The 20749-nt window shown below is 61.8% G+C and carries 24 protein-coding genes; 11 read left to right on the top strand and 13 right to left on the bottom strand.

The window, feature by feature from the left end; all coding sequences use genetic code 11:
* Positions 1 to 62 precede the first annotated feature (62 nt).
* On the bottom strand, positions 63 to 521 hold the full coding sequence (locus FEV16_RS12805) for a hypothetical protein (protein WP_138168023.1): 459 nt from the start codon (positions 519 to 521) through the stop codon (positions 63 to 65).
* Between the two features lie 132 nt (positions 522 to 653).
* Between FEV16_RS12805 and hemB the strand changes: the two genes are divergently transcribed.
* Entirely contained in the window at positions 654 to 1679 is a 1026-nt protein-coding gene (gene hemB, locus FEV16_RS12800) for a porphobilinogen synthase (RefSeq protein WP_138168022.1), read from the top strand.
* 30 nt (positions 1680 to 1709) lie between these two features.
* On the opposite strand, the gene FEV16_RS12795 is transcribed toward hemB, so the two are convergent.
* The gene (locus FEV16_RS12795) at positions 1710 to 2150 is read right to left on the bottom strand and encodes a PA2169 family four-helix-bundle protein (RefSeq protein WP_138168021.1); all 441 of its coding nucleotides are present in this window, start codon (positions 2148 to 2150) and stop codon (positions 1710 to 1712) included.
* A 216-nt stretch (positions 2151 to 2366) separates the two neighbouring features.
* Between FEV16_RS12795 and FEV16_RS12790 the strand changes: the two genes are divergently transcribed.
* Entirely contained in the window at positions 2367 to 2786 is a 420-nt protein-coding gene (locus tag FEV16_RS12790) for a DUF1036 domain-containing protein (RefSeq protein WP_138168020.1), read from the top strand.
* A gap of 23 nt (positions 2787 to 2809) precedes the next feature.
* Positions 2810 to 4252 (top strand): pyruvate kinase, encoded by a 1443-nt coding sequence (pyk, locus tag FEV16_RS12785; RefSeq protein ID WP_138168019.1) that lies wholly within the window; start codon positions 2810 to 2812, stop codon positions 4250 to 4252.
* Here pyk and FEV16_RS12780 read toward each other — a convergent pair.
* The 3 genes from FEV16_RS12780 to FEV16_RS12770 form a co-directional block, all read right to left on the bottom strand.
* The gene (locus FEV16_RS12780) at positions 4249 to 4461 is read right to left on the bottom strand and encodes a cold-shock protein (RefSeq protein ID WP_138168018.1); all 213 of its coding nucleotides are present in this window, start codon (positions 4459 to 4461) and stop codon (positions 4249 to 4251) included. The two genes, pyk and FEV16_RS12780, sit on opposite strands and share 4 nt — an antisense overlap.
* A gap of 185 nt (positions 4462 to 4646) precedes the next feature.
* The gene (locus FEV16_RS12775) at positions 4647 to 5126 is read right to left on the bottom strand and encodes a GNAT family N-acetyltransferase (protein ID WP_246657312.1); all 480 of its coding nucleotides are present in this window, start codon (positions 5124 to 5126) and stop codon (positions 4647 to 4649) included.
* A complete protein-coding gene (locus tag FEV16_RS12770) occupies positions 5123 to 5914 on the bottom strand; it encodes an inositol monophosphatase family protein (RefSeq protein ID WP_138168016.1) in 792 nt (263 codons plus the stop codon). The genes FEV16_RS12775 and FEV16_RS12770 overlap by 4 nt, the downstream gene beginning before the upstream one ends.
* 438 nt (positions 5915 to 6352) lie before the next feature.
* Between FEV16_RS12770 and FEV16_RS12765 the strand changes: the two genes are divergently transcribed.
* Entirely contained in the window at positions 6353 to 6886 is a 534-nt protein-coding gene (locus FEV16_RS12765) for a DUF1465 family protein (protein ID WP_138168015.1), read from the top strand.
* Positions 6887 to 6929: 43 nt separating this feature from the next.
* Here the strand turns inward: FEV16_RS12765 and rpmE are convergent, their stop codons facing one another.
* Entirely contained in the window at positions 6930 to 7172 is a 243-nt protein-coding gene (rpmE, locus tag FEV16_RS12760) for a 50S ribosomal protein L31 (RefSeq protein ID WP_138168014.1), read from the bottom strand.
* A 171-nt stretch (positions 7173 to 7343) separates the two neighbouring features.
* Between rpmE and FEV16_RS12755 the strand changes: the two genes are divergently transcribed.
* On the top strand, positions 7344 to 8279 hold the full coding sequence (locus tag FEV16_RS12755; RefSeq protein ID WP_138168013.1) for a homocysteine S-methyltransferase family protein: 936 nt from the start codon (positions 7344 to 7346) through the stop codon (positions 8277 to 8279).
* A 1-nt stretch (position 8280) separates the two neighbouring features.
* On the opposite strand, the gene FEV16_RS12750 is transcribed toward FEV16_RS12755, so the two are convergent.
* Positions 8281 to 8655, bottom strand: coding sequence for a response regulator (locus FEV16_RS12750; RefSeq protein WP_171015222.1), 375 nt, complete (start codon positions 8653 to 8655; stop codon positions 8281 to 8283).
* Between the two features lie 182 nt (positions 8656 to 8837).
* On the opposite strand from FEV16_RS12750, the gene FEV16_RS12745 reads away from it, so the two are divergent.
* Together FEV16_RS12745 and hisN are read left to right on the top strand one after the other, a co-directional pair.
* Positions 8838 to 9797, top strand: a complete 960-nt coding sequence (locus tag FEV16_RS12745) for an N-formylglutamate amidohydrolase (RefSeq protein ID WP_138168012.1) — start codon at positions 8838 to 8840, stop codon at positions 9795 to 9797.
* A 32-nt stretch (positions 9798 to 9829) separates the two neighbouring features.
* The gene (gene hisN, locus FEV16_RS12740; protein WP_138168011.1) at positions 9830 to 10642 is read left to right on the top strand and encodes a histidinol-phosphatase; all 813 of its coding nucleotides are present in this window, start codon (positions 9830 to 9832) and stop codon (positions 10640 to 10642) included.
* A gap of 110 nt (positions 10643 to 10752) precedes the next feature.
* Here hisN and FEV16_RS12730 read toward each other — a convergent pair whose 3' ends face one another.
* Complete coding sequence (locus tag FEV16_RS12730; protein WP_138168010.1) at positions 10753 to 11700, bottom strand: alpha/beta hydrolase; 948 nt, start codon at positions 11698 to 11700, stop codon at positions 10753 to 10755.
* A 119-nt stretch (positions 11701 to 11819) separates the two neighbouring features.
* The gene (locus FEV16_RS12725) at positions 11820 to 13526 is read right to left on the bottom strand and encodes a multiheme c-type cytochrome (RefSeq protein WP_138168009.1); all 1707 of its coding nucleotides are present in this window, start codon (positions 13524 to 13526) and stop codon (positions 11820 to 11822) included.
* Positions 13527 to 13920: 394 nt separating this feature from the next.
* Here FEV16_RS12725 and FEV16_RS12720 point away from each other — a divergent pair, with 394 nt between their 5' ends.
* Complete coding sequence (locus tag FEV16_RS12720; RefSeq protein ID WP_138168008.1) at positions 13921 to 14667, top strand: metallophosphoesterase; 747 nt, start codon at positions 13921 to 13923, stop codon at positions 14665 to 14667.
* 15 nt (positions 14668 to 14682) lie between these two features.
* On the opposite strand, the gene FEV16_RS12715 is transcribed toward FEV16_RS12720, so the two are convergent.
* The 3 genes from FEV16_RS12715 to rsmI form a co-directional block, all read right to left on the bottom strand.
* Positions 14683 to 15060 (bottom strand): YraN family protein, encoded by a 378-nt coding sequence (locus tag FEV16_RS12715; RefSeq protein ID WP_138168007.1) that lies wholly within the window; start codon positions 15058 to 15060, stop codon positions 14683 to 14685.
* Positions 15061 to 15088: 28 nt separating this feature from the next.
* Positions 15089 to 15967 carry a protein-L-isoaspartate O-methyltransferase gene (locus tag FEV16_RS12710; RefSeq protein ID WP_281404857.1) on the bottom strand — a complete coding sequence of 293 codons (879 nt, stop codon included), beginning with the start codon at positions 15965 to 15967 and terminating at the stop codon, positions 15089 to 15091.
* Between the two features lie 163 nt (positions 15968 to 16130).
* Positions 16131 to 17054, bottom strand: a complete 924-nt coding sequence (gene rsmI / locus FEV16_RS12705; protein ID WP_138168005.1) for a 16S rRNA (cytidine(1402)-2'-O)-methyltransferase — start codon at positions 17052 to 17054, stop codon at positions 16131 to 16133.
* A 181-nt stretch (positions 17055 to 17235) separates the two neighbouring features.
* On the opposite strand from rsmI, the gene FEV16_RS12700 reads away from it, so the two are divergent.
* The 3 genes from FEV16_RS12700 to FEV16_RS12690 all read left to right on the top strand — a co-directional run bounded on the left by FEV16_RS12700 (position 17236) and on the right by FEV16_RS12690 (position 20107).
* On the top strand, positions 17236 to 18462 hold the full coding sequence (locus tag FEV16_RS12700) for a penicillin-binding protein activator (protein WP_138168004.1): 1227 nt from the start codon (positions 17236 to 17238) through the stop codon (positions 18460 to 18462).
* Between the two features lie 132 nt (positions 18463 to 18594).
* Complete coding sequence (locus FEV16_RS12695; RefSeq protein WP_138168003.1) at positions 18595 to 19167, top strand: hypothetical protein; 573 nt, start codon at positions 18595 to 18597, stop codon at positions 19165 to 19167.
* A gap of 169 nt (positions 19168 to 19336) precedes the next feature.
* Positions 19337 to 20107: a hypothetical protein gene (locus FEV16_RS12690; RefSeq protein WP_246657311.1), complete on the top strand. Its 771-nt coding sequence runs from the start codon at positions 19337 to 19339 to the stop codon at positions 20105 to 20107.
* On the opposite strand, the gene FEV16_RS12685 is transcribed toward FEV16_RS12690, so the two are convergent.
* Positions 20104 to 20439, bottom strand: coding sequence for a septal ring lytic transglycosylase RlpA family protein (locus FEV16_RS12685; RefSeq protein ID WP_138168001.1), 336 nt, complete (start codon positions 20437 to 20439; stop codon positions 20104 to 20106). The two genes, FEV16_RS12690 and FEV16_RS12685, sit on opposite strands and share 4 nt — an antisense overlap.
* Positions 20440 to 20749 lie beyond the last annotated feature (310 nt).

Here is a 20749-nt window from a genome sequence, read left to right as displayed (position 1 = left end):
GCGATAGTATTTTCAGCTCACTGCATTTTGGGCGCGGCCGTCGCTTTGCTCGCTTCAGGCGATTAGCGCGTCAAGCATTCCGTCGCGAAATCGCGCCACATCGGCAAGCCTTCTTTTGATTCGCGCTTCATCCTGTCCCATTCCTCGGCGCAGGCGCGCATCTTGGCGCGCGGCGCGCGAGGCAGAGAAGGCGGCGGCTGACTCGTATCGACCGGAGGCGGCGTTTGCGGTGGCGGGAGCGTGCTGACTCCCGGCGGTTGAGCCGGCTGCGGAGCAGGCTTTGCAGTTGGCGGCGGCGGAGCGGCGTCTTGGGGACTAGGCTGACGCGCTGGCTGCCGCATCTCCTGCTGAGGCGAGGGCGTTCCTTGCCTTTGCTGCGCGGGAGCCGATCGTGTCGGCGGAGTCGGCGCCGCGGGCTTGACCTGCGCCAGCGACGCGCTTGCAGTGAGGAAGGCGCCGGCGGCGATCGCCACCTCACGCGCGAAGCGGTTCGAGGAAGGGTTGCGCGAGCCGATTTTCAATGGTTTTTCCTCGCGCAAGCGCAACGGCCGTTATCCCTCTATAGCCTGAAGCCCGTCCGCCTCGGAAGCGGGTCACGGCGATCGGCGGAAGAAAAAGCGCACACATTAGCGAGTGGAGGCAGCGAAGGCGCCATGAACGATGCAGAAAGGCCTGTTGAAGCAGCAGCGCGGCTGAGCTTGCTTCAGCGCCCGCGCAGGAATCGCAAGAGCGAATGGGCGCGCCGCCTCGTCAGAGAAAGCTCGCTCGAGGTTTCGGATCTCATCTGGCCGATCTTCTTGATCGACGGCGCCGCTCGGCGCGAGCCGGTGTCCTCGATGCCCGGCGTGTTCCGTTACTCGGTCGATGCGGCGGTTGAAGCTGTGGCGCAGGCGGCCGCGCTTGGCATTCCTGCTGTTGCGCTCTTTCCCTATACCGACCCCGACTTGCGCGACGAGAGCGCGAGCGCGGCTCTCGATCCAGAAAATCTCGTCTGCCGCGCATGCTGCGCGATCAAGCGCGCTGTTCCTGACATCGGCCTGATTACAGACGTCGCTCTCGATCCCTACACGAGCCATGGGCATGACGGCCTTCTCGTCGGCGACGAGATAGTCAATGACGCGACCGTCGCCGTGCTTGCGCGACAGGCGGTGACCCAGGCGCGCGCCGGCGCGGACATTATCGCGCCCTCGGACATGATGGACGGCAGAGTCGAGGCGATCCGCAAGGCGCTCGACGCCGAGGGTTTTGAGAATGTCCAGATCATGAGCTACGCGGCGAAATATGCATCCGCGTTCTACGGACCCTTCCGCGACGCGATCGGAACAAGCAAGACGCTGCGAGGCGATAAGCGAACCTATCAGATGGATCCCGCCAATTCAGACGAGGCGCTGCGGGAAGTTGGGCTCGATCTAGAGCAGGGCGCCGATATGGTGATGGTGAAACCTGGAATGCCTTATCTCGATATTGTGCGGCGCGTCGTCGACGTCTACCGAGCGCCGACATTCGCCTATCAGGTGTCGGGTGAATACGCGATGCTGACCGCGGCCGCGCAGAACGGCTGGATCGACGGTGAGCGCGCCATGCTTGAAAGCCTGCTTGGCTTTAAGCGTGCAGGCGCTTCGGGCGTTCTGACCTATTTTGCCCTTCGCGCCGCACAGCTTCTGCAGGAGAAGAAGTGACGCGCGAAGCGCCACTTCTTTATAGAGGCGTCACGCCGCGTCGCGCAGGCTGCGCACGCGATCGTGATTTTCCTTCACGCCCTGGTACTGGCGGTGGACTATGGATCTGATCTCGGGCGGGAGAGGCTGCGCGATCGCCTGCTGATAGGCGTCCTTGGCCGCATCCTCGCCGCGTTCGACCTCCTCAAGCACCGCGCGTTCCGATCGGCCGGCCAGCGCGGCCCGCAGATTCGTCCAGGCGCGGTGCATCGCGCCGGTCATGGAGCCGCCTCGCGATGGCTCGCCGCCTAAGCTGACGATCTTCGATTCAAGCTCACGGGCGCCTTCCGCGCAGCGCGCGGCCGCCGTCCGAAACACAGCCTTCAGCGTCGGGTTTTGGACGTCTTCGGCCGCAGCCAGAAACCCTTGCTCGCCGTCGCGGCTGATTTCAGCAAGTTCGTTCAAGGTGGAGATGACTTCAGTTTTATCCATGTCCTGCCTCCCGGGAACGCAAGCGCACACGCGTCCTAAAACAACAGGCGTCTTGCTTTGTTCCGACGGTTGTGGCGTGCAGCTCCGCGGCGGGCAGGGCGCCAAGCTTCGACGTCGCGGGGTGGACAAAGACCACCAAGCATGGTTTGCAGAACCGCCTGCAGCGTCGCGTTGCCGACGCCTTGTCTTCAGCCCCTTCCAGGCCACGCTAAAGATATGATTCGACGCGCCATTCTTGTTGCCGCTCTTACGTTTAGCGCCGCTGGGTCGGCGCGCGCAGACTTTCGTCTGTGCAACAACACGAGCGGGCGAGTGAGCGTCGCCATCGCCTACACCGACGGGCGTAACTGGTTATCGGAAGGCTGGTGGAACCTTCGTCCGAGCGTTTGCGAGACGCTTCTGCGGGGTCCGCTCGCGGCGCAATATTACTATGTCTATGCGATGGACGAACGCGGCGGCGAGTGGAAGGGCAAAGCCTTCATGTGCACGCGCGATCGGGAATTCCGCATTGACGGTAGAGAGGACTGTTTCGCGCGCGGTTTTGATCGAACCGGATTCTTCGAGATCGATACGGGACGGGACGCAAAGAGCTGGACGGTTCAGCTCACCGACCCCAACGCCACGCCGGCGCAATAACCCAGTTCAGGAACGTTTTGATCATGAGAAGGTCGCGGCGCGTCAAGATCATCGCAACGCTTGGACCGGCGACGGTCGACAAGGCGGTCATAGCGGGACTCGTGCGCGCCGGCGCCGATGTCTTCCGCATCAATATGAGCCACACGGATCATGCCGGGCTTGCCAGCTATGTCCGGATGATCCGTGAAATCGAAAACGACATGTCGCGGGCGATCGCCGTGCTTGTCGATCTCCAGGGCCCCAAGCTGCGCATCGGAGCCTTTGAGGAAGGCTCCGTGCATCTGCGCAAGGGCGACGTATTTGTCTTCGACAGTGATCCGAAACCCGGCGACGCAACCCGCGTGCGGCTGCCGCATCCAGAGATCCTAGCCGCGCTCAAGGTCAATGATTCGATCCTCATCGACGATGGGCGGGTGCGGCTTCATGTCGTTGAAACGTCTCCGGAGCGGGCGCACGCCGTCGTCGACGTCGCCGGGCGGCTTTCGAACCGGAAGGGCGTAAGTCTGCCCGACACGGAAATCCCCATTACGTCGATGACGAACAAGGATCGCGCCGATCTCGACGCCGCGCTGAAAGAGGGCGTCGACTGGGTGGCGATTTCCTTCGTCCAGCGTCCTGAAGACGTCCTCGAGGTGAAGCAAATCACCCAAGGCCGAGCGCTGGTCATGGCGAAGATCGAGAAGCCTCAGGCGATTTCGCGGCTTGAAGAAGTGATCGAAGTTTCCGACGCGCTGATGGTGGCGCGCGGCGATCTCGGCGTTGAAGTGCCTCTTGAGCGCGTGCCTGGACTTCAAAAGCGCATCAATCGGTCGGCGCGACGGCTGGGTAAGCCCGTCGTGATCGCGACGCAGATGCTCGAATCCATGATCCTCTCGCCGCTGCCGACGCGCGCCGAAGTGTCCGACGTCGCGACAGCAGTCTTTGAAGGGGCTGACGCCGTCATGCTTTCGGCCGAAAGCGCGGCGGGGCAATATCCTCACGAAGCTGTCGCGACCATGAGCCGGATCGCGGAAGAGGTTGAGACTGACGCGATCTACCGCTCGATCATCAACGCCCAGCGCGGCGAATTGCCTAATCCGACATCAGCCGACGCCATCGCCGTCGCGGCGCGCGACGTCGCGCAGACGCTTCATTCGAAAGCGATCATCGCCTGGACGTCGTCTGGCTCGACGGCATTGCGCATTGCGCGCGAACGGCCGCAGTCGCCGATTCTTGCGCTGACGCCCAAGCGCGACACCGCCCGCCGCTTAGCGCTTGTCTGGGGCGTGCATGCGCTCCAAACGCGCGACGCCACCGACATCGAAGACATGGTCGGGCGCGCCTGCGAATATTCGGAGAGCGAAGGTTTTGGCGTCGCCGGCGACCGTGTGATCATCGTCGCCGGCATGCCTTTCGGCACGCCCGGCGCGACGAACATGATCCGTATTGCGCATCTCGGCGAGCAGGGCTACGCGCCGAAAGGCTAATCCTGCAGTTGCAGCTGATCAGCTGAAGATCTGCCGCTACGCTTATCCACGACGAGTTCGTAAGCAACCTTCTGGCCTTCAGCGAGGCCGTCGAGACCAGCCCGCTCGACAGCGCTGATGTGCACGAAGACATCCTGCCCGCCCGCGTCCGGCTGGATGAATCCGAAGCCCTTTTGTGCGTTGAACCATTTAACCGCGCCTGTAGGCATGGCCTTTTCCTTCTAAATCGTGCGGAACGCTGCGGAATTGCTGCGTTCTCAGTCAGTCGAAGCTTTGGGGAAGGTCAGGCGCCGCGCGTCTTGAGACGAGAGAGCAAGATCGTTCGGCCGAAACTCGATTGCGCAGCCATATTATAGGGCAAGACATTCAATTGAAACCCTGCGCCGCGAGATTGTCATTCTCCCCGCGGGCGCCATTCCATCATGATGGTTTCGCGTCCGGACAACGTGTTGGCGCCCCGCCCGACGCGCAAGAATCCGTTGCTTTCGTAAAAGCGGATGGCGCGAGCGTTGTCGGCGTTGACATCAAGCCGAATAAGATTCGGCGAGACATTTCGCGCTGCGGACAGGAGCGACGCCCCAAAGCCGGCGCCAAATCGATCGGGAGCGACGCAAATCTGATCGAGCCAGCCATCGGTCGGGTTAATCACGACGAAGCCGACAAGCGCCGACTGTGCGTCGAACATGCAGAGCGTCGCCGCCCCCGCCGCTTCGAGTTCTTGAATGTGGCGCACGAGCCAGTCACGGCGCAGATCGAAGTCGATGTCTGGATAAGTGGCCCGCCAGGAAGCGACCCAGACATCGAGAATCGAGGTCCAGTCGTCGTCAACGCGCAAGCGCAGCTTAGGCGGCGTATGTGCGGGCAGGGCGTTCACGCCTTCCTCATTAGGTCGAGCAACTGACGGTGGATCGTCTCGTTGCCCGCACATATCTCGCCCTTCGCAAGCATGTCGGCGCCTCCCGAAAAATCGCTCACGAAGCCGCCGGCTTCGCGCACGAGCACGATTCCTGCCGCCACGTCCCAAGAGTTGATGCCGCGCTCCCAGTAGCCGTCGAAACGGCCGCAGGCGACCATCGCGAGATCGAGCGCGGCGGCGCCCATGCGCCGGATGTTGGCGATTTTCCCCATGCCGGCCGCGAGCTCGCGTTTGAAGGACTCATGATCGCGCGCGCGCGCAAGCGGCGGTATTCCACAGGCGATCATGGACTCGCCTAGCGAGCGTCGCGCCGCGACGCGCATGCGGCGATTGTTGTAATAAGCGCCCTGGCCGAGCTCGGCGACGAACATGTCGTCAGTAGCGGGATTGTAGACAAGGCCGGCGACGAGACGGTCTTCACGCTCCAAGCCGACGGAGATGGCGAAGACCGGTAGGCCATGGAGAAAGTTGGAGGTGCCGTCGAGCGGATCGATCAGCCAGCGATGGCTCTTGTCCGACCCTTCGACAATGCCGCCTTCCTCCATAACAAAGCCGTAGCCGGGGCGCGCCTTTGACAGCTCTTCAAACAGGGTTTTTTCGGCCCGCTTGTCGGCCGCTGTGACGAAATCGCCTGGACCTTTCACCGAGACTTGCAGGTTCTCCACCTCTCCGAAGTCGCGTTTGAGGCCGCGGCCCGCTTTCAGAGCGGCGGCGGTCATCACATTCATCAAGGCGGAGCGAATCATTCGGAAAGAGCCTAGGAGGATGATTGCGGGAGGTTCCGCGCTCTTGAGCGCGGCGGGACGTTCCGGAGGAACGCTAAGGCTTTGTTCAAATGCGCCAGATTTCGCCGCAGGGCCAGTCTCTTTTTTTGCTTCGCGACGGAGGCAAAAACATTTGGAAAAGTCACGATTTCAAGCGGGTGTTAACCCTATATTAATAATTTGTCTTTTAGTTTCGATGTATCCCTTCAGTGGGATGTCCGAGTGGCTTCTTCTCCACTCGTCCTTGATGCCTCCCTGTCAAGAAGCCTTGAGAGCCGCTTTGCGGCTCTCTTTTTGCGCCACTGGGCGAGGCCCAATCCCAATTAAGGTTAAGGAAAGGCTAAGCGCGCGCCGCTCGGTCGCCTGCGCTACTGTCCGCGCATCGAAGGCGCTGTCGCGCCGAACTTGCGTGAGCGTCGTATGGCTAGAGTCACAGGCAGCGCCGGAGAAAAACAGCAGCCGGTCTCTTTCATTGAAAAGCTTGCGGGATCCGAAGGGTTTTGCGCTCTATTCCGCGAGAGCATGACTCTTGTGGAGGAGGCGGCCTTTTATCTCGATGGCGACGGGCGCTTGGAGTCCAAAGCTCTGGCGCGAGTGGAAGCTCTCGCCTATGCGGCCGAGAGCATGCGGCTGACGACCCGGCTGATGCAGATCGCATCCTGGCTCTTGCTACAGAGGGCGGTAAATCAGGGGGAACTGACGCGCCATCAGGCGGCGAGCAATCGCCATCGCGTAAAGCTTCGTGAGCAGGAGCTGGCCTCCGCTCCAGACGTCTTCCAGCGGCTGCCTGAGCGCCTGCGCGAGCTCTCATTGCACTCGCTGCGTCTGCAGGCGCGGATCATTCATCTCGACCGGCTGATCTATGCGCCTCAGCCTGCGTCCGCCGGGCCCGCATCGGCGCTGCGCCCGGTTGAGGCGCAGATCGCAAGGCTGCGAGAAGCCTTCGCCCGCTAATATTCTGACTGGCGATTGGGGCTGCGGTTCATCCGCCGCCCTGTTACTTCTTGCCCTTGTTTCCGCCGAACGAAATATTTCCGAACCGGGAGTTAAAGCGCGACAGCCGGCCGCCGCGGTCGAGGAGCTGGGTCGATCCGCCTGTCCAGGCGGGGTGTGTCTTGGGGTCGATGTCGAGATGCATCGTGTCCCCCTCCTTACCCCATGTGGAGCGGGTCATATATTCCGTGCCGTCGGTCATGACGACCTTGATCGAATGATAATTGGGGTGGATGTCCTTTTTCATGGCGACGCATCCTTACTGCGATAGAAACGGCTGAAAGCCCCGCGCCGCTGCGGCGCGAGGTAGGCCGGTCGAAACAAGCGAATTTGACGGCGCTGATAACGCAATGCGGGCAAATGGGCAAGTTGCCCCTTGGGCGGCGCGCCGAAGCGCCGAAAGCGAGGAACAGAGAAAATGGCCAAATACCGGGCCGATCTACCGCAACTGGAACCCGCTCTCTTTATCAGCGATGGCGGCCTGGAAACGACGCTTATTTTCCATGAGGGCGTCGACCTGCCGCATTTCGCATCTTTCGTTCTGCTCGACAGCGAGGAGGGGCGGACGCGGCTGCGCGACTATTACGAGCGTTACCTGGCCATCGCGCGCCGCCACGGCCTCGGGCTCATCTTGGATACGCCGACTTGGCGGGCCAACCGCGACTGGGGCGCAAAGCTCGGCTACGGCGCGGAAGATTTGAAGCGCATCAACACGTTCTCGATCATGCTGTTGGAAGAACTTCGCGAAGCCTGGGAAACGACGGAAACGCCGATCGTCATTGCCGGGGTCATGGGTCCTCGCGGAGACGGCTACGCCGCAGGGCGCATGAGCGCGAAAGAAGCGGAGGACTACCACGCGCCGCAGATCGCGGCCTTCGCCGAAACAGAGGCCGATATGGTGGCCTCCTATACATTAAATGATGTCGAGGAAGCGATCGGCGTCGCGCGCGCGGCCCGCGCGCTCGGCATGCCATGCTCAATTTCCTTCACCGTGGAGACTGATGGCAAGCTCATCGGCGGCCTTAGCTTGCGCGACGCCATCGAGGCGGTAGACCGCGAGACCCAAACGGCGCCCGCCTATTACATGATCAATTGCGCCCATCCGACGCATTTCGAGCAGGCGCTGTCGGCAGACGAGCCATGGATGAAGCGGCTCTTCGGGGCCAAGGCCAACGCCTCGACAAAGAGTCACGCCGAGCTCGATCGATCGGACACGCTCGATTCCGGCGATCCGCTCGATCTCGGCCGCAGGTGTTCCAAGCTGCGCCAGCATTATCCGGGGTTGCGCATCCTCGGCGGCTGTTGCGGGACAGATGACCGCCACGTCGCGGCGATCTGCGAAGCCTGCGGCTAGCCTAAGCGGCGAGCATCCTCTGCACCTCGGTGACCAGATCCCGCAGATGAAACGGCTTGGAGAGGATTTTTGCCTGTCGCGGCGCGCGACTGTCCGGATTGAGCGCGACGGCGGCGAAGCCGGTGATGAACATGACTTTTATGTCCGGATCGAGCTCAGTCGCGCGGCGGGCGAGTTCGATTCCATCCATCTCAGGCATGACGATGTCGGTCAGGAGAAGTTCGAAGGGCTCGACCCGAAGCTGATCATAGGCGGAAAGCCCATTATCGAACGAGGTGACCGAAAACCCGGCCTGTTGCAAAGCCTTTACTAGAAAACGCCGCATGTCGTTGTCGTCTTCAGCAAGCAGAATTCGTGTAGCCAGCCTATCGTTCATCGCCATCCTCGCGGGTTTTTTGCCATATCGCCTGATATTTCTAAATTTCAGATGAAACCGAGGTGGCGGCGCGTTAACTTAGCGCCCAATATAGCGTGAAGCGCCATCCTTTATCGAGGCCCATCCGCCAGGCCGGCGCTTGATTGAATAAGGCTGTTGCGACGCGGGACCGGGACGAGCGAATGAACGATCGCATGCGCGAATCGCGCGAAACGAAGATGGTGGCGAGTTCTTGCTGTGAGCCGGAGTTCGAGCGCGCCTTCGACACCATCGAGCCAGACGAGCTGACTTCGCCCCTGGTTTTTTCCTCGCCGCATTCGGGCCGGATCTATCCAGCGCATTTTCTCGCCTCATCGCCGCTCGATACGGCGACCTTGCGCCGTTCCGAAGACGCCTATGTCGACGATCTCTTCGCTGCGGCCTCGTCCATCGGGGCGCCTTTGCTGCGGGCGCGCTTTCCTCGCGCTTACCTTGATCTCAATCGCGAACCTTACGAACTCGATCCCAAGCTCTTCGACGGGGCCTTGCCGGCTTTCGCCAACACGCGTTCGCTGCGCGTTGCCGCGGGACTAGGCACGATTCCCCGCGTGGTCGCCGACGCGCGCGAAATCTATGAAAGCCGCCTCACGCTCGACGAGGGGTTGCGGAGGATCGATAGCCTCTACAAGCCATATCATTCCGCCCTGCGTGAATTGATGGAGCGCGCCGCATCTCGTTTTGGCCTCGCCGTGCTGATCGACTGCCATTCGATGCCGTCGACGGGGGCGCGCGATCCGCTGCTGGCGGCGCGAGGCGACAAGCGGCGTATGGATTTCGTTATCGGCGATCGTTACGGCGCGAGCGCCTCCACCGGACTGGTCGACGTTATAGAAGATCGGTTGCGCGCCCGCGGCTATCATGTCATGCGCAACCGTCCTTACGCGGGCGGCTTTATCACCGAGCACTATGGCAAGCCCGCCGCCGGTTGGCACGCGCTGCAGATCGAAGTGTCGCGCGGTCTTTACATGGACGAGTCTACGCTCCAGAAGAACGAGCGCTTCGACACTGTGGCCCGCGATCTCGGAGACGTTCTGGCGGCGGTGGCGCGGCGCGAAGACTTGGGCGAGATTTTGGGCGGCGAACGGCGGGCGGCGGCCGAGTAGCTGGACGCTCGAGGGGCCCGCCTGGAGCTGGCATGACCGCCGTCGATTTTGAGAAATTCGTTGAGCATCTCGCCGATGTTTCGGCGGAAGCGATCATGCCCTTCTTTCGGACGGCGCTCGCCGCCGACGACAAGGCGCATGGCGGGGCTTTCGATCCCGTGACGGAAGCCGATCGCGCCGCAGAACTCGCCATGCGGCGCTTAATCGAAACGACCTTTCCCGGCCACGGCATTTATGGCGAGGAATTCGGCCAGTTACGCGAAGACGCCGAATATGTCTGGGTGCTCGATCCGATCGACGGCACCAAGAGCTTCATCTGCGGCTTGCCGCTCTGGGGCACGCTGATTGGCCTCACCCATGGCGGCCGGCCCTGCTATGGCCTAATGAGCCAGCCGTTCACCCGTGAGCGTTTCTTCGGCGACGGGGAGGCTGCGCATTGGCGCGGCCCGTCGAGGGGGGCGGATGGCGCGCGCGGGGCGCTCGAGACGCGAAGACTTGCAACGCGCTGCTGTTCCAAGCTCGCGCAGGCGACGCTGATGACCACCTCGCCACAGTTGATCGACCCGGCGCTGCGCGACAATTTCCATCGCGTCGAGCGCGCAGCGCGGCTTTCGCGTTATGGGGGCGATTGCTACGCCTATTGCGCGCTCGCCTCTGGCCATGTCGATCTGGTCATCGAGACGAATTTGCAGCCTTACGACATCGTCGCGCTGATTCCGATCATCGAGGGCGCGGGCGGCGTCGTCACCAATTGGGAAGGCGGCGCCGCGGCGCCGGGAGGCGCCATCATTGCAGCGGGCGATCCGGCGCTGCACGAGGAAGCGTTAAAGCTGCTCCGCGCATAGATCACGCTGCATTTAGGCGGAATCGCCCAAATGCAGATAACGTGATCGATCTTAGAAATTTAGAGCGCGCTTTAAGCGAAAAACCGGATTCCACTTTTTCGCAGCGCGCTCTAGGAGACATAAACCTCTCCCGGAATGAAGGCGTCGAAAGCGCGCCAGAACTGGCTGCGAAACTCATCGCGCTCCATCATGAGTTCGTGCTTGGCGCCGGGGATCATCGCGAGAGCGCCGCTATTGAGATTTAGCGCGAAACGTTCAATCGCGGCGTTCGAGACGATCATCTCGCGCCCGCAGCCAAACATCAGGACGGCCGCACGGATTCTGCGCGCGTAGTCGGGCGACTCGAAGCCTCTCATCAGTCGGAATGCGGCGTTTACCCAGCCGATTGTCGGATCGCCGATGGCGAGCTGCGGCGCCGACCTGAGGATCGCCGCGTTTCGTTCGAAGCGAACGGGATCGGTGGTCAAAAGATTCCCTTTGAAGGGCTTCTCGATAAAGGAAGCGCCAGTCCCCCCTGGGATGTACATTCCGCCAAATCCGCACATGTCGAGGGTGTCGGCGAGCCACCGCGTCGCACGCGGAAAGCGCAAATTAGCGAGATCGATCATGGGCGCGGTCAGCACGAAACGCTGGAACGGCGTTCTTCCCGAATGCGCCGCGTCGAGCATGATGGCCGCGCCCATCGAATGGGCGAGGGCGAACCAGGGTTGCGGCCGATCGCTCAGAACATGTGTGATGAAAACATCGAGGTCGCGCTGATATTGCGAGAAGTCGTCAATATGTCCCTTGCGCGGGTCGTCGAGTTCGCGTTCAGAGCCGCCCTGACCGCGCCAGTCGAGCGCGACCACGTCGAGTCGGCGCCTGCGTAAATCCTGGATTGTCTCGAAATATTTCTCGATGAATTCATTGTGGCCCTGAAACAACGCCACTGTGCCGCGCGCCCTCTCGCTGCAAGGGAAAGCAGCGGCGCGCAAGTTGCGTCCGTCCCGCGTCCTCAGAGCATAGACCGCGGCGCCGTCAGGGATAGGATTGTGGGGCGATGCAACAAGTTCTCGCATAGGGTCTCCTCGGCGCTCGACGCCGATTCCTTGCGCGAACATAATGCATTTTGGCGACGAGGCCGAGCGGCGAGGTTTTTTGTCCGCGCGCTCATGCGCCGGAACGACAAGCGGGACGCTCACCCGCTCTTGCGCTCCCGACGCACCAACAGGCCGGCGCCGGCAAGCATGGCGAGGAGCCCCAGACCGCCCGCCCAGGCGCGCCGCGTCGGCGAATCAAGATCGAGGTCGCCGCGCTTCTGGCCGGAGATGCGCTTCAGTTCCGCGCGGAATTCGGCGGCTTCGCGCAGCCGCGTGTCCTCGTCATTGATTTTCGCCGCCGCGCCAATGAGCTGCGACCAGCCCTCGGTATAGGTGTAGCCGCCGGGGTTCATATGCGCGAGCCCCTTATAGTGCTTGATCTGATGGTGCTCCCACATATCGGCGAAGACATATTCGATGGCGCTCGGATTATTGCCCTTCTGCCAGAAGAGCTGGAAGAAGCCGCCGACGTCGTCCTTTTCCGGCGGCGGCGGCGCCGGACGGTTCGTCGTCTGGCCGGGCAGCAGTCTGTCGTTATAGAGCTTTACGAGGACGCTGCGCGCTTTCTCGGTGATGTCGAGACCGGAGATGATGCCCTTATCCATGCCGTCGAGATAGGCGCGCGCGAAACTGTCGGAATGGCAGTTGGAGCAGGTCGAAACCCATGACTCCTTGCGCTGCGTGAACCAAGGGTGGTTCAGGTTTTCCGCGATCTTGGGCATCGGCACGAAGGCCCAGCGCGCCTTGCGCACCATGTTGTGCGTGAACTTACCTTCGTATTCCATGTGGCAGAAGGCGCAGGTCGGGGCGTTCATCTTGCCCTTTTCCATTGCGTCGGCGAGGCGGACGTTCCAGTCCCATGTATCGCCGCGCGTTTGATAGATCGTGCCGTGCTTCGAAAGCATGTAGCCTTCGAATTCATTGTGATCGACGCCGTTGTGACAGATGGCGCAGGCTTGCGGCTTGCGCGCCTGCGCGGCGGAGAATTCATGGCGCGTATGGCAGGAGTTACACGTCGTCTGCGGCGTGTGGCAGAAGGTGCAGCCTTCCGCGACTTCGCGCTGCTCCATCGCCGCCCACACGGCGTTCTCGACATTGGCCTTCATCGATAGCGCATGTGACGGATGGCCCGGCTTCCACTGATCCTGCGGCCAGGTGAAAGTGTCGCGCTCTGACTCGCGTTCGGCGAATTGCTGCACATGGCACTGTCCGCAGGCGGCGGCGTCCGGCATTTTCAGTTCAGTCTTGTGCTGCCCATGCTCCTTGCCGACTCCCATATGGCAGTCGATGCAGCTGACTTCTTTGAGCGTTTCGCCGGCCTTGAGCGTTCCCATCGAGCGGAGATTGTTCTCGACCTCCGTGATCATCGCCTTCTTATAGGCGCGCGCATCCGAGTCGGGCAGATTGCGGATCGCGTCGAGATTGCCGTGCACGCTGCCCTTCCAGCTATGCGTCCAGCCGGGCGTCGCCTGCTGATGGCATTCGACGCATTGCGCGCGCTGCGCATCGACGTCGATCGTCTGCGGCGGCTTATAGAAGTCGTGCGGATTAAGATATTTCGAGATCGGAATCGGCTCCCAATATTTCGAGAGCGATCCTTTGCCGGCCCCTTGCGATTCGTCGTAGTAGCGCTTGGTCAGCGCGTCATAGAGTTCTTTGGGCGAAGCGCTCTTTGAAAGACCAAGCGCCTTGAAAGTTTCGTCCGGCGTCTCGGCATGTGCGGGCGCGATGGTGAAGGTCAGGGCAGACGCAAGGATCAGCGTAAGGCGAGCCGCGCAAATAAAAATCTTTGTCAAATTCCGCATGCTCTCTCTCGCCCGTCCCGTTTCCCCGTTCGGCGTCTGGCTGCATTGTCTGGCGCCAAGGCAGTGAGTGGAAAGAACCACAGACTTCCTCGCCAATGAGGCCACCCTATCCGCCAGGGCGATCGGGTGAAGGGCTCCCTCATCCTGAGGAGCGTGCGCAGCACGCGTCTCGAAGGACGAGGAAGCCCGAATTCGCGTATTTTTTCCTTACCCTCGTCCTTCGAGACGCCGCCATCGATCTCGGGCCCGCCCGAGATCGACGTTAAACCCGCAAGTCGCGTAAACCCGACTTGCGGACGGCTCCTCAGGATGAGGGTAAGGGAAACAATCCTTCATCCGACTGCCTGACCCATCTGCTCGTCGAGGCGCTTCGGGACGGTAAATGAAAGAAGCCATGACGACGCGCTCATTCCCTTCCGCTTTGAGAACCGCCCAGGCGCCGCCCGGCATGCGCCTTTACGCGATCGGCGATATCCATGGCCGCGCCGATCTTCTGCACGTTCTCTCTGAAGCGATCGCGGAAGACCTCGCAGCAAACCCTTGCCGACAGGCGGTGACGATTTTCGTCGGCGACTATATCGACCGCGGATTAGGCCCGAACGGCGTTTTGAAGCGCTTGTCAGTCGGAGATTTCCCCACGCCGATCGTCACGCTGCGCGGCAACCACGAAGAGGCGCTGCTGCGCTTCCTCGACGACTCTGCGGCGCTCGACGATTGGGTGACGAATGGCGCGCTCACGACGTTGCATTCCTATGGCGTCGACGCCGGCCAGGAAGTCGCGCTCGGCGGAGCGTCGCGCGTTCGGCAAAAATTTCTCGCGCATTTTCCGAGCGAGCATCGTCAATTTGTCGAAGAGACCCGGCTGTGGGCGGAATATGGCGGCTATTTCTTCTGCCACGCCGGCGTGCGGCGAAGCCGGCCTCTGCATCTGCAGGACCCTTATGATCTGATGTGGATTCGCGAGGGGTTTCTCGATTGCAGCGAGTCCTTCGGGAAGGTGGTCGTGCACGGGCATACGCCGCATCGCGATGTCGAGGATTTGCCGAACCGGATCAATCTCGACACCCGCGCCGTGAGTAGCGGCGTGCTCACAGCGGTGGCGCTGGAGGGTTTCGAGCGGCGGTTTATCCAGACCTGGTGAGGCCCGCTCTATTCGTCAGCCGACGCGCAGCTCAAAAGCGTTTTCGAGATGACGCGGCAGCCTGCGCGGCGCAACGAAAATGGCGTCGGCCCGCAGCGTATAGGTCATCGCCCAAGGGTTCGCGGCGAGCCAGCGGCCTGCCGCGAGCGAGAAGCGTTTTTGTTTTTGCGGCGTGATCGCGATGATGGCGTTATCGAGATCGCCGCGCGCTTTCACTTCGACGAAGACGATCGTGCGGCCCCGCAGCGCGACGATGTCGATCTCGCCGCCATGCGCCCGAAAATTACGCGCGAGGATTTGATAGAGCCTCGCCCGCAGCCATAAGGTCGCCGCCGTCTCGGCGCGTAGGCCATAGACATGTGCGGCGCGGCGGGAGTTGGAGTCGCTGTTCAAGCAATAAACTCCAATCTAGGACTTGTTATCAGGGCTCGTCATATCCTAGCGCCCAACCGCGACCGATGTGCCAATAGCGTTCAGGAGCGACGATGGATTCGCGCCATTTGAGGCAACGAATAAAGCCCGCCGTTCGCTTCTTAAGCGTTGTCAGCAGACGCTCATTCTCTTCGTTTGTTACTGCAAGATCGCTTTCCGCGTGAACGAAGGCGACCGGACCCAACGATTTTGCTGCGAAGCCGACGCCGTGCCGTGTCACCAAAAGGGCGGGGCCATTTCCAATTTCGCCAGTCCTCTGATTGTTTTTCGGCATAATGGCGGAGGTGACAGCGGTTAAGGGAAACATCAGCCGTCCATCCTTGGCTAGGTTTTCAATCCAAGCGTCTGCAGGGCGGCCCACGCCGAAGTTGACGTATACGACATCCGCCTCTTCTTGAGGCCATTTCGAGCCATAGTCGCGAACGACTGAGACATTGGCGAAGGCGGCCAACGAGATTCGTGCGCGGTCGGCGAGTTCGGCGTCCAGTTCTATCGCTGTCACTTGGCCCGTTGTGCCTACCAGATGAGAAAGGATCGCTGAGTAGTAACCAGTCCCGGCTCCTATGTGCGTGACACGCTCGCCAGGTCGAACTGCGACGGCATGAAGAAGAGCGGCATGAAGGGCAGGGCATCCATTGTTGACGAAACGATGCCCTTGGAGGCTAACCAGCACATCTTGGTACAGAAGAGCCGGATCGTCTGTGATCACGCCTTTCCGATCGAAATAGACGGGAAGTAGCTCCCAGGGTGGCGGTCCCAGAAAGTTCTCTCGGGGAACGGCGGCAAACGCCTCCTCCAACGCTTGGTTATTTCTGATTCCTGCGCGGGCCAGGATTTGACGCGCGTAAATCCGCCGCAGGGCTGACAAATCGATTTTTGAATCCAATGAATCCCTCAATAACTCGGCGTCTCTTCATTTACGTACAGGAATTTAGTCCAACAGTTTGACAGATTTCGCCGGCAAAAAACGTCCGCCAAGGAGCTCACCTAAGACCATCGGAACTTTTTTTGAAGGAACTGGGCGGGCGCACCTAACCTTCGCTGTGCTGCTTCGCAGCCGCGAGCTCCAGCGCCCGTGCGTAAACCTGCCGCCGCGGCTGGCCGGTCGCCGCTGAAACCACGCTTGCAGCGTCCTTCACCGAATGCGCTGTGAGCGCCTCTTCGATTTTGGCGTCGAGATCGGCGGCCGCCGCCTCTGCCGCTCCAGCGCCGGGCGGCGCGACGAGCAGCACGATTTCGCCTTTCGGCGGCTCCTCCTCGGCAAGCGCAACCGCGAGTTCATCAAGCGCGCCGCGCCGGACCGACTCGAACATTTTCGTCAGTTCGCGCGCGATCGCCGCGTCGCGTTTGCCGAGCGCCGCCGCGCAATCGGCGAGCGTTTCGACCAATCGGCGCGGGCTTTCGAAAAACACCAGCGTGCCGGGAATTTGCGCAAGTTCGGCGAGTCGCGCTCGGCGCGGGCCGCTCTTGTGCGGCAGAAAGCCCTCGAAAAAGAAACGGTCGGTCGGTAGTCCGGCGACGACCAGCGCCGCGAGCACTGCGGAAGGGCCGGGCACCGACGTCACATGCACGCCCTTTTCGAGCGCCTCCTGCACGAGTTTGAACCCAGGGTCGGAAACGAGCGGGGTGCCGGCGTCGGAAACGAGCGCGAGCTTCGCGCCGGCCTCGAGCCGCGCCAAAAGATGCGGGCGGATGACCTTGGCGTTGTGCTCATGATAGGCGACGAGCGGCGTTGAAATCCCGTAATGCGCAAGCAGAGTCTTGGTGACTCGCGTATCCTCCGCGATCACCGCGTCCGCGGCGGCGAGGGTTGAAAGAGCGCGAAAGGAAATGTCCTTTAGATTGCCGATCGGCGTCGCGACCAGATGTAGTCCGGGCTCGATTCTCTCGGCTTCGGCCCGCAGGCCGAAGGCGGTGTAGCTCGCGGAAGGCGGGGAAGCAGCCTCGATATTCATGGGCGTCGCCAATGTTCGTTCTTTTTAAGATACCGTGTGTTCGATAAAGAGGACAAGCGCTCACTGCGCGCGAGGCCGCAATTCTTCCAAATGGCCTGTCTATTGACTTTCGGCCAGGGACCCGGACCTTAGCGCACAAATAGCCGCGCCGTGGCGGGAGCCTTGGTCGCAGGGGGATTTCATGCCGACATTGTCTTCTCACGCGCGCGCCAGCGCGCCAAGCCGCTGGGCCGTGATGAAACATGCCGCGCTTCTCGGCTTGGCGGCGCTGCTCGCGGCCTGCAATCCCACAGCCGGACCCTGGGCGCCAGGCGCGCGCGACCTGAAGTTGAGCGCCTCGACGCAGGTCGCGCCTGGGGAAGGCGAAACGATCGGGACCGGCGCGGTGAAGATCGGGCTGATCGTGCCTCTGACGGGCCCATCTGGACCTTCCTCCGTTGGCGCGTCGCTGCTTAACGCCGCAAAGCTCGCCTATGCCGATAGCGGCGAGAATGACGTGACGATCCTCGTCAAAGACGACCGCTCGACGCCGTCGGGCGCCGCCGCGGCGACTCAGGCGGCGATCAATGAGGGCGCCGAAATCATTCTCGGCCCGGTGTTCGGCGCCGGCGTCAAGGAGGCGAGCCGCGTCGCGCGCGCCGCCAACAAGCCGATGATCGCCTTCTCAACCGACTCCTCGGCGGCGGGCCGCGGCAGCTATCTCTTGTCCTTCCCGGTCGAGGGCTATGTCGACCGGGGCGTCAGTTTCGCTTCGCAGCACGGCAAGAAGTCGATCGCGGCGCTCGTTCCCGAAAACGACTATGGGACGCTGGCGATGGCGCAATTTCAGCAAAGCGCCGCGACCTATGGTATCCGCGTGCCGGTAATCGAGCGCTACAAGCCGGGCGCGCCGGGCGACTCGGTGAAGCGTCTCGCCGCCGTGCGCGATCAGTTCGATGCGCTGTTCATTCCGGAACAGGCCGAGGCGATGCAGGTGGTGTCGAAGGAGCTTGTGGCGAACGGCTTCGATTCCAAGAAAGTACAGATTTTCGGCACGGGCCTCTGGAACGACGCGCGCACGCTGAGCCTTCCGGCGCTGCAGGGGGCCTGGTTTACGGCGCCGGAAAACGCCGGCTTCAACGCCTTCGCGCAGCGTTACAAGGCCAAATACGGCTCCGACCCTGCGCGCGTCGCGACGCTCGCCTACGACGCCGTCTCGCTCGCCATAGCGCTGTCGCGCTCGCAAGGATCGCAACGCTATTCGGAAAGCGTGCTGACCAATCCCTCCGGGTTTAACGGCGCTGACGGCGTGTTCCGCTTCAAGCCGGACGGCGGCAATGAGCGCGGCCTGTCGGTGCTGGAGATCGGCGGCGGATCGGCGAAGATCATCTCGCCGGCGCCGCGCAATTTCACCGGCAATGGGGCGTAAACGTTCGCCCCTCCATTTCAACTCAGCTCTCACGATTTTCCTGCGCTGACGCCTCTTGAAGAGCGGCCGCGCTGCTCCCTTTAAGCATCAAGAGCGCGGCCGCGCGCCAATCGCCGCGCAGGGAGCACGGACATGGAAGCAAGCAAAGTTCCCACACCCGAAGAACGGCACGAGCTGCGCGAGGTCGTAGGGGTTTTCGACACGGTCGATAAGCTGCAGTCGGCGATCGACGATCTTCTTACCGGCGGCTTTGACCGTTCGGAGATCAGCCTCCTCGCCGAAGAGGACAAAGTCCGACAGAAGCTCGGCGACAAGGAGGTGAACGCCGGCGAGCTCGAAGACAGTCCGGCGGCTCCGCGCACGCCGTATATCGACACCGAGTCGCTCAATATCGGCAAGGCATCGATCGTCGGCGTTCTCTTCTATGTGGGCGTGATCATTGGCGCGGGGCTCGCCCTGGCGTTTGGCCTATCGCTTACGAGCGCTATCGCCATTGGCCTGCTGACTGGCGGCGCCGCCGGCGTCGCGGGTCTAATGATTTCGAAGGTCGTCGGCGACCGCCAGGCCAATTGGGCGCAGTCGCAGTTGAAACACGGCGGGCTACTGCTTTGGGCCCGTGTCTGGAACGACGAGCGCGAGCGCGCGGCGATGGAGATCATGCAGCGTCACGGCGGACGCGACGTGCATGCCCATGTCGGGGCGTAAGCGCGACCGCTGATTGTCAACTGACCGCATCCTTCCGGCGTTATAAGGCGCTCCGGCCGCCGGGAGCGGCCGGACTCTTGTTTTACGTGGCGCGATGCGTGCGTCGGCGGTTTTATTTGTTTCTTGTTCGGCCATCGCGGCGCCGTCGGCTTGGGCTGGCGCATGGTTGATGCCGTCGGGCAAGGGACAGGCGATCGTCACGACGACGTTCGCAGATGCGCGCAAAGCCTATGACTCTTACGGACGCCTGATCCAGGCGCCCTCCTATCGGAAATTCGAGTCTCGCGTATACGTCGAGCATGGCCTCTTCGACTGGCTGACGATTGTCGGCGAGGGCGGCTACATGAATTTCCACGGCGCCGCGGCGTCGTATGACCGTCTCAGCCTACTCATTGATGAAGCCAAGGCCGGATTGCCGCTGTCGCTGCGCGGCCCGTCGGGCCCGCGTTACGAGGGCTTGGGATTAGGCGCGCTCGGCGCGCGGACGCGGCTTTTCACCTGGGGCGATTATATCGTCTCGCTGCAAGCTGGCGTGCGTGCGGCCTCACCAGCGGCGCGGCGCTTCCTCGATATGCGCGATCCCGTGCAAGCCGACCTGCGGCTGCTCGTCGGCCGGCCTTTTGAAGTTTTCGGCTTGCCCGCGTTCATCGACGCGGAACTCGGCTATCGCTCGCGCGGGCAGAATGGCGAAGAGATCCGGGCGGATTTTACTGCAGGCTTTCGGCCGCTAGCTCCTGTCCTGATTCTTGCGCAAAGCTTTTCAGCCTTCGCGCCGAGGGGCGGCGCTGCGGGCCTGGTCGCTGCGCAAAAGTTTCAACTGAGCGCCATTTACGATGCGACCGCCTCACTCTCTTTACAAATCGGCGCAATCGCCGCCGTCGGCGGCGTGAATTCGCCGGCCGAGCGCGGTCTGATCAGCGCATTGTGGTGGCGATATTAGTCGACGATCTGCTCGACTTTGACCTGCGTCACGCCAGCCGATCTGAAACCGAGACTTTCAGCAGCCGCGATCGACACGTCGATGACGCGGCCGCGCGTGAAGGGGCCGCGATCGTTCACCGTGACGACGACGGAATGATTGTTACGCAAATTGGTCACTCGAACCCGCGAGCCAAAGGGGAGCGTCCGATGCGCGGCCGTGTAGGCCCCGACATGCGCGCCGCTCGCGGTTCGGCCCGTAAGTCGATAGTAAGACGCCTTGCCGACCCACTCGCTTGCCTTCGCTTCAAAGCCGAGAACATTCGCGACGCTGAGAACCAAGAGTGCGGACATCAATTTTTTCAATACTTCGTTCCTTGTTTCAAGTTTCTCGTCAGCTGTTCGGCCAATAGAAATCGCCTGTGACCAAATAAAGGCTGGATCAGAGCCAAAAGACCGACTGCTCGGGCAACAGAACAAGAAGACGGGGCCGATGTTTAATTGAACGTCGTTCAATTGTTGCTTGTTACTATTTTCTCTTGGCGCCAAGACTTCCTCGCGGACCGTCGGTGAAACGTGTTGCATAAGAGCAACACTATCGAATTATTTACGGCGGCGGGCCTGCGGGCCTGCGGGCCTGCGGGCGTCGGGGCGGAGGTCGGAT

Origin of the sequence: Methylocystis sp. B8 (genome assembly GCF_005771425.1) — a bacterium.
Taxonomy (GTDB): domain Bacteria; phylum Pseudomonadota; class Alphaproteobacteria; order Rhizobiales; family Beijerinckiaceae; genus Methylocystis.
The sequence above is the reverse complement of the archived record's forward strand: the minus strand, read 5'-3'. Positions and strand labels throughout refer to the sequence as shown.

Bases quoted from the DNA above. Each gene is read 5' to 3' on its own strand.
- hemB (WP_138168022.1), top strand. From the start codon at position 654: ATGAACGATGCAGAAAGGCCTGTTGAAGCAGCAGCGCGGCTGAGCTTG.
- FEV16_RS12795 (WP_138168021.1), bottom strand. From the start codon at position 2,150: ATGGATAAAACTGAAGTCATCTCCACCTTGAACGAACTTGCTGAAATC.
- FEV16_RS12790 (WP_138168020.1), top strand. From the start codon at position 2,367: ATGATTCGACGCGCCATTCTTGTTGCCGCTCTTACGTTTAGCGCCGCT.
- pyk (WP_138168019.1), top strand. From the start codon at position 2,810: ATGAGAAGGTCGCGGCGCGTCAAGATCATCGCAACGCTTGGACCGGCG.
- FEV16_RS12780 (WP_138168018.1), bottom strand. From the start codon at position 4,461: ATGCCTACAGGCGCGGTTAAATGGTTCAACGCACAAAAGGGCTTCGGA.
- FEV16_RS12770 (WP_138168016.1), bottom strand. From the start codon at position 5,914: ATGATTCGCTCCGCCTTGATGAATGTGATGACCGCCGCCGCTCTGAAA.
- FEV16_RS12765 (WP_138168015.1), top strand. From the start codon at position 6,353: ATGGCTAGAGTCACAGGCAGCGCCGGAGAAAAACAGCAGCCGGTCTCT.
- rpmE (WP_138168014.1), bottom strand. From the start codon at position 7,172: ATGAAAAAGGACATCCACCCCAATTATCATTCGATCAAGGTCGTCATG.
- FEV16_RS12755 (WP_138168013.1), top strand. From the start codon at position 7,344: ATGGCCAAATACCGGGCCGATCTACCGCAACTGGAACCCGCTCTCTTT.
- FEV16_RS12750 (WP_171015222.1), bottom strand. From the start codon at position 8,655: ATGAACGATAGGCTGGCTACACGAATTCTGCTTGCTGAAGACGACAAC.
- FEV16_RS12745 (WP_138168012.1), top strand. From the start codon at position 8,838: ATGAACGATCGCATGCGCGAATCGCGCGAAACGAAGATGGTGGCGAGT.
- hisN (WP_138168011.1), top strand. From the start codon at position 9,830: ATGACCGCCGTCGATTTTGAGAAATTCGTTGAGCATCTCGCCGATGTT.
- FEV16_RS12730 (WP_138168010.1), bottom strand. From the start codon at position 11,700: ATGCGAGAACTTGTTGCATCGCCCCACAATCCTATCCCTGACGGCGCC.
- FEV16_RS12725 (WP_138168009.1), bottom strand. From the start codon at position 13,526: ATGCGGAATTTGACAAAGATTTTTATTTGCGCGGCTCGCCTTACGCTG.
- FEV16_RS12720 (WP_138168008.1), top strand. From the start codon at position 13,921: ATGACGACGCGCTCATTCCCTTCCGCTTTGAGAACCGCCCAGGCGCCG.
- rsmI (WP_138168005.1), bottom strand. From the start codon at position 17,054: ATGAATATCGAGGCTGCTTCCCCGCCTTCCGCGAGCTACACCGCCTTC.
- FEV16_RS12700 (WP_138168004.1), top strand. From the start codon at position 17,236: ATGCCGACATTGTCTTCTCACGCGCGCGCCAGCGCGCCAAGCCGCTGG.
- FEV16_RS12695 (WP_138168003.1), top strand. From the start codon at position 18,595: ATGGAAGCAAGCAAAGTTCCCACACCCGAAGAACGGCACGAGCTGCGC.
- FEV16_RS12690 (WP_246657311.1), top strand. From the start codon at position 19,337: ATGCCGTCGGGCAAGGGACAGGCGATCGTCACGACGACGTTCGCAGAT.
- FEV16_RS12685 (WP_138168001.1), bottom strand. From the start codon at position 20,439: ATGTCCGCACTCTTGGTTCTCAGCGTCGCGAATGTTCTCGGCTTTGAA.